6 protein-coding genes are annotated in these 6,643 nt (G+C 29.2%); 3 read left to right on the top strand and 3 right to left on the bottom strand.

What is annotated here, in order from left to right:
• Positions 1–88: 88 nt before the first annotated feature.
• Positions 89–979: a LysM peptidoglycan-binding domain-containing protein gene (locus KPL55_RS20185; protein WP_216308557.1), complete on the top strand. Its 891-nt coding sequence runs from the start codon at positions 89–91 to the stop codon at positions 977–979.
• 346 nt (positions 980–1,325) lie between these two features.
• On the opposite strand, the gene KPL55_RS20190 is transcribed toward KPL55_RS20185, so the two are convergent.
• Complete coding sequence (locus tag KPL55_RS20190) at positions 1,326–1,799, bottom strand: hypothetical protein (RefSeq protein ID WP_216308558.1); 474 nt, start codon at positions 1,797–1,799, stop codon at positions 1,326–1,328.
• Between the two features lie 197 nt (positions 1,800–1,996).
• On the opposite strand from KPL55_RS20190, the gene KPL55_RS20195 reads away from it, so the two are divergent.
• A complete protein-coding gene (locus tag KPL55_RS20195; protein WP_216308559.1) occupies positions 1,997–3,229 on the top strand; it encodes an ABC transporter permease in 1,233 nt (410 codons plus the stop codon).
• Positions 3,217–4,428: an ABC transporter permease gene (locus KPL55_RS20200; RefSeq protein WP_216308560.1), complete on the top strand. Its 1,212-nt coding sequence runs from the start codon at positions 3,217–3,219 to the stop codon at positions 4,426–4,428. The genes KPL55_RS20195 and KPL55_RS20200 overlap by 13 nt, the downstream gene beginning before the upstream one ends.
• A 113-nt stretch (positions 4,429–4,541) precedes the next feature.
• Here KPL55_RS20200 and KPL55_RS20205 read toward each other — a convergent pair whose 3' ends face one another.
• Positions 4,542–5,159, bottom strand: a complete 618-nt coding sequence (locus KPL55_RS20205) for a hypothetical protein (protein ID WP_216308561.1) — start codon at positions 5,157–5,159, stop codon at positions 4,542–4,544.
• A 140-nt stretch (positions 5,160–5,299) separates the two neighbouring features.
• Positions 5,300–6,439 carry an aldo/keto reductase gene (locus KPL55_RS20210; protein WP_216308562.1) on the bottom strand — a complete coding sequence of 380 codons (1,140 nt, stop codon included), beginning with the start codon at positions 6,437–6,439 and terminating at the stop codon, positions 5,300–5,302.
• Between the last annotated feature and the right edge of the window lie 204 nt (positions 6,440–6,643).

The raw sequence follows: 6,643 nt of genomic DNA on the forward strand, positions 1-6,643 counted from the left end.
GCGTTTATATAAAGATACGCTCTAAACATTCGATAATTTTACTGTAATAATAAAAAATTTTATACTAAAAATCGAAGGGGTGTTTCTAATGAAAAACGTAAACAAAATATTATTATCTGTAATTATTATTCCAATGTTACTTGCACCAATAAAAGCATTAGCTGTAGGAACTAAAACTACTTACACAGTTAAAAAAGGGGATAGCTTATGGAAAATAGCTACTGCTAGCAAAGTTACAGTTGATTATCTTAAGCTTTTAAACAAATTAAATACTAATAATATAAATATTGGACAAGTTATTAAATTACCTCCTGTAGCTATTCAAAAACCTATGGTTATAATTACTACTCCAAATCCAGTAAAAGTATTCCCTTCAATTACATACATTGTAAAAGCAGGTAATACTGCAACTTCGATAGGCAAGTTGTTTAATGTCTCTGCAGCTGATATTATGAAATATAATTATATGGGTGTAAATGATTGGTTTAGCGAAGGACAAAAAATCGCTGTAAATGGCTATGCCACGAGAGATTATGCTGTAACTCCAGGAATGGATAAATCTCCTACTCAATACGGCGCGGCTATAGACTGGTTTAGAGATGGACAATATTTATTAAAGAGGAATGATTTATTTACAATTGTTGATTTTGCTACTAGAAAACAATTTACAGTAAAAGTAATGGGTGGATATAATCATTGTGACATAGAACCTCTTACTTCCTCTGACACCGCAGTTATGAAAAGCATATTTTCTACTTGGAATTGGTCACCGAGGGCAGTTGTAATATTTAAGAATGGTATGAATATAGCAGCCTCACTGTCAGGCATGCCTCATAGTTTCGATACAACTCCAAGTAATGGTGTTATTGGACATTTTGATCTATACTTAAAAAACAGTATCCCACATGGCGGCTCTGTATCACAAACTTATGTTAAACAGCATTACAACAATATTCCAATATCTTCTGGTCAAAAATAATTTATCCTTGCTATTTTATCAGAATGATAATCTTATTGAACAGACAATTCTTCTATTAATATATATTATTTTGATTTAAAAATAAAGTATTGAACTAATTCTTTTGCTAAATTTGCCTGAACATTTTGGTTACCATCAACAAATGTTCCATTGCTCCACTTATATAATAACATAGTGTTCACACAATCATTTGATATTTATAATACAATTAAATAGTATTATAAATATATAGCAACTAAATAATTTTTTTTAATTAGAGCCCCCTTTAATTAAATATAAAAAAATAATACGAGTGATATTATACATATAATATCACTCGTATTATTTTATAAGATTTTTATGAATTTTATTTTATAATCTTTTCAAGCGTTTTAATAAGTTTATCTTTATTATTAATCATATCAGTTAATATTTTATATGTTCTTGTATTTATATCATCTGCATTTTTCATAAATCTGCCCTGGAGGTCAATAAGCAGTGACTTTCCATCCTTCTCTAAATCAAGTGAAAACTTCAAATACTCTATAATATTATTAATTTCTTTAACAAATGACTTTTTATTAAACTCATTTATTAAAAAAGACATCTTATCATATATAAAAAATTCTATTTCAATTTCTTCATCCTTTTCTTCACTTACTTCATTTTTTAATTTCTCATAATATTTAATAGATTTATCTACTTCTTTAGCTAAGACCTTTGACATTATCTCTATAGATGGAATATCACATTTCCTGTGCCCTATGCCTTCATATATATCCTTTTTACGAATAGCGATATTTATTGCTTTATCAATTAAATCTATAACGTTGTATCCCATAACATCACTCCTATAATTATATCACCGAAACTATAACATATTTCTATTAATGTTACAATAAAACAATGAATACAACAAATAAATTCATATAAAAACTCATTTCAAAAGAGGAAATTTGTAATTTATGGAGAATACTAATAGTTTACTAAGTTCCAACTAGGTTTAACCTAACTATTGAAAATTCAGGGAGAAAAATTATGATTACAAGGCTAAAAACTTTAATACTAAAAGAATTATTAATTATTATAAGACATAAGGAATGGTTGATAGCAGCTCTATTTCTTCCAGTTATAGTGTTTTTTATACTTTCTTCTTCATTTAAAGACATGATGAAAAGAGAGTCAGATATTTCCCCAATAAAAGTAGCAATTGTAGATAATGATAATAGCACTGCAAGTAAACTACTATTATCTAGTTTTACTAGTAATAAAAACTTTTCAAATTTTGTTAATATAGATGTGTGTACAAGAACAGAAGCTAAAGAAAAATTTAATAGTAATTTATTAACTGGAATAATAGAAATACCTAAAAACTTTTCTAACAGTTTGTTATCTATGGAAAATCTACCTTTAGATATGACTTTAAACTCAGAAGAGCCGCTAAAAAGTTCAATACTAAAAAATGTTATGCAAGGGTATTCACGGATTATAGGAGCCGTAGAAATAGGAGTTAGTTCTGTAGACTATTATATGGATAAATATAGTGTTGAGCAGGAACAAAAAGAGAAAGTGAATACATATTTGTCAAGAGATTTGATCTTTACAGCATTAGGTAGATCTAGTTTTTTTACTTATGAGCCTCACAATGATATTCCCTCTACCACCTCTATAGAATATTACGTTATTGCAATAGCTGTACTTTTGTTAATGTATATAGGTATAATTTTAGGGAACCTACTTATAAAAGAGCGAAATTCAATGGCAATTAAACGACTCCTAACCACTCCTGTTAATAGCTTTGAGATCATCTTCAGTAAGTGGATATCATACTCCATATACTGCACCGTACTTTTAATGATTTTTATGACACCTATATTTTTATTATTTAACCTAGATACAAGTGTAATAAGAAATTTATTCGTGTTTATAATTATCAGCGTTGGACTTATAACGAGTTTCTACATAATGCTTGCTACTTTTTTTAACAATGAGGAGAGTTATATTTTAATGGCTAATATATATGTATTTATATCTGCAATTATAGGTGGAAGCTTTATACCACTACAACTAATGCCTGAAAACATAAGGAACATTTCTAAACTAACTCCTAACTATTGGATAATAAAAGGGAATATGTTTTTAATAAATTTGTATTCCCTAAATGATATTAAATATATTATATGGGGGATGCTCTTGCTAACTATTGGAATGCTTACTACTTCAATGTTTATGCTAATAAGAGGTAAGAGGATATTAAAATGGATTATATAATGATATTAATAAAAACAAGAATGAGAATACTATTTAGAAAGAAAATACTTATAACACTTAGTATCATAGCGCCTCTAATTTCATTAATTTTTGTTGCAAGTATTTTTAATAGGCCATCTTTTTTTGATAAAGTTCCTATAGCTATAATTGATGAAGACAATTCTGCAACATCCAGAAAAATAATCGAAGGGTTATATCATAGTAACTCACTCACTTGTAGAGTTATTAAAAAATCAGAGATTACTAAAAATCTTAATGATAGTCTCGTTCAGGGAGTATATATATTCAATTCTGGACTAGAAAAAAATATAGAAAAACAAAATCTTGATAACCTAATAACTGTTCATTATTTACCACATAATCTTTTCGCACCAGGAATCACCGATATTGTTGCTAGTGAGCTTCTCTACTATGTCTGTGGGGTTAAGTCTGCGACCACAGGTCAAGAGGTCATACATAAAACTACTGGTATAGATGTTTATGACGATATTATCACGTATAATTTAAATGGTATTAATGATTCAAAATCTAACTTACCACTAAAAATAAAATCTATTTCGCCTAATACTAAAAAGGAAAATGGAGCTATGATTAAAGGAGATATTGTCTCTAAGCAGTTTGCATTAGGAATGGTTATAATTTTTTCCACCCTGTTCTTATTATCGGGAAGTGCAACAATTATGAAAACCAGAGCCTCTGGAGTTTACAAACGAATTCAAGCAGCTGGAGTTCCTTATTCCTATTTACTCTTAACTGATGTAATTAGTAATATACTAAGTGGAGGTTTTGTAGTTTTATTGCAATTTACTTTTTTATATAAGGTACTTGAAATTCAGAGTGTACAAAGTTATGGTTTAGTTATTATAAGTTGTTTAATCTATATATTTTGTATGTCAAATTTGTTTGTACTACTAACTCGTATTTTCAAAAGTCATATTGCTTTTCAAAGCATTATGCCAGTATTTATATTAATAATTGGTTTGCTTGGAGGTTGTTTATGGAGTATTGAACTTTTGCCACAAAACTTAATCCTTGTCGCACATCTTATGCCAACATATTTGATACATAATGGTATAACTAAATTGATATTATATAATGGAAACATTGCGGATATTTTATTCAATTCTACCTTATTAATCGGCTATGGAATTGTGTTTATGATTATAAACCTTATAATAGAAAGGGTTAATATGCATTAATGAACTAGCGTATAATGCTCCAAAAGTAATTTTAGCCATAGCAAAAGCGGCCTAGCTTGATTAGCTTAACCGCTTTTGTTTTACTCTCTTTCTTATAACTTTCGCTCCTGTTTTTATTTTTCTTTGCCCTTTTGTTTAGCCTTATCTTTATCTATATCCTTCTCTTTATCTTTTTCCTCATCCTCATCCTTATCTTTTTCCTTATCCTTATCTCCCTCTTTACCTTTACCTTTAGATTTAACTTTATCCTTCTCTTTATCCTTATCTTTGTCTTTGTCTTCATCTTTGTCTTTGTCTTCATCTTTAGCTTTATATTTTTCAATATATTCTATAAGAGCCATGCTAATTAAATCCATGCTTTTAAACTCATGATTTATCTCTGCAAAATCTTTAAACTTGTCACAAACATCTGAATATATTCTAATAGAAGTTGTAGTCTTAGATTCTCTATTAAGTATATCCTCATCAATTTTTATTTCTTCTGATTGCGGCACTGTAATTATTATTTCTTCTTCTATTTCTTCTATTTCTTCTATCTCTTCTATTTCTTCTATCTCTACTACCTTTTTTTGTTCTTGTACAAATTCATAAGCTAAATCAACAGCATCTTCTATGCTATCAGAATTAAAGCTCATGCTAGGAGTTGTATTATCTATAGTTAAACAAAATTTAGAACTTGATTGAATTTTAACCTTAAATCCATCGTCTATTAGTTTTTCTAATTTATTCATTTTTCACACACCTTTTACTTTTTCGTATTTATTATGCGTACCTTAATATACATTAGGTTTTACCATTATAGCTTAAATAATACACATAATAGACACTTAATTATTTTATAGGTGGTGTAATGATATAACTCTTAGATCATCTATGCGTTCTTCATAGCTAAATTAACTTCTTTTAAATGTTTTCTTATTTCCAAATGTTGAGGGCATAGTTTTTCGCATTTACCACATTCAACACATGAAACTGCTCTTTGTTTTAATGTTAAATCATTATTATAAGTTTTGGACTGATCTTCATATTCGTCATACATTGAAGCATCATTTAATAATGCAAAGTTCTTTGGTATGTCCACCCCAGCAGGGCATGGCATACAGTAATTACAGGCCGTACATTGAACCTTTATTAACTCATTATATTGTCCTTTTACATTATCAATTAATTCTAAATCTTTCACTGATAATGAATTTGGAAGAGCCACATCTGCTGTTTGCATATTCTCTATAACCTGCTCCATTGAATTCATACCACTAAGGATAGTTGAAACTTCAGGATGATTAAGTACCCATCTCAAAGCCCACTGCGCAGGAGTTTTCTTAACTTCAGACTTAGCCCATTCTTCTTTTACTGAAATCGGTGGATTTTTCGCAAGTCTTCCACCTTTAAGTGGTTCCATAATTACAATACCCATACCTTTTTTCGCTGCATATTCTAACCCCTCAGTGCCTGCTTGATAATTATTATCTAGAAAATTATATTGTATCTGGCAAAAATCCCAATCGTATCCATCTATAATTTCTTTAAAAGTATCCAGTTTATCATGAAATGAAAATCCTATTTGCTTAATTCTTCCATCACATAAAGCGCTTTTCACAAATTTAAAAATATCTAATTTTAATAGATTGTCCCATCTTTCTTTATCTAAAGCGTGAAGAAGATACATGTCTATATGATCTGTTTGAAGTTTTCCTAACTGCTCATCCAAATATTTATCAAAGTCCTCATAAGTATGAGTAAGCCAAGTAGGTAATTTGGTAGCTAATTTTACTTTTTCCCTGTACCCATCTTTTAACGCCTTCCCAACAAGAATTTCACTACTTCCCTTATGATAAGGATATGCTGTATCAATATAAGTAACCCCATTGTCTATAGCATATCTTATTAAAGCTATAGCTTTTTCCTCATCAATTTGTTTATCATCATTATTTATTATTGGTAGCCTCATACATCCAAACCCTAGTGTTGAAACTTTAAAATCACATTTTCCAAATTCCCTATATTTCATTTAATACTCCTTTCAAATCTGCTAAATTAACTTGCTTAAGCTTTTTACATATATGAATATTTAGCTTTATTTATTGGAAAGTTATCCTAATCTTCTTAAGTAAACACAGGCGTTACCGCCCATGCTCCTCAACGGAACCGTACGTGCCCTATTAAGGCATACGGCTCTTCACCCCATATTTCCAATCATCAATAGAATAAGCTT

Source organism: Clostridium lacusfryxellense (assembly GCF_018861735.1).
Classification (GTDB): domain Bacteria; phylum Bacillota; class Clostridia; order Clostridiales; family Clostridiaceae; genus Clostridium_AD; species Clostridium_AD lacusfryxellense.

What these genes read in the sequence shown, in the direction of transcription:
- KPL55_RS20200 (WP_216308560.1), top strand. Translation starts at nt 3,217, where the DNA reads ATGGATTATATAATGATATTAATAAAAACAAGAATGAGAATACTATTT.
- KPL55_RS20205 (WP_216308561.1), bottom strand. Translation starts at nt 5,159, where the DNA reads ATGAATAAATTAGAAAAACTAATAGACGATGGATTTAAGGTTAAAATT.
- KPL55_RS20210 (WP_216308562.1), bottom strand. Translation starts at nt 6,439, where the DNA reads ATGAAATATAGGGAATTTGGAAAATGTGATTTTAAAGTTTCAACACTA.
- KPL55_RS20190 (WP_216308558.1), bottom strand. Translation starts at nt 1,799, where the DNA reads ATGGGATACAACGTTATAGATTTAATTGATAAAGCAATAAATATCGCT.
- KPL55_RS20195 (WP_216308559.1), top strand. Translation starts at nt 1,997, where the DNA reads ATGATTACAAGGCTAAAAACTTTAATACTAAAAGAATTATTAATTATT.
- KPL55_RS20185 (WP_216308557.1), top strand. Translation starts at nt 89, where the DNA reads ATGAAAAACGTAAACAAAATATTATTATCTGTAATTATTATTCCAATG.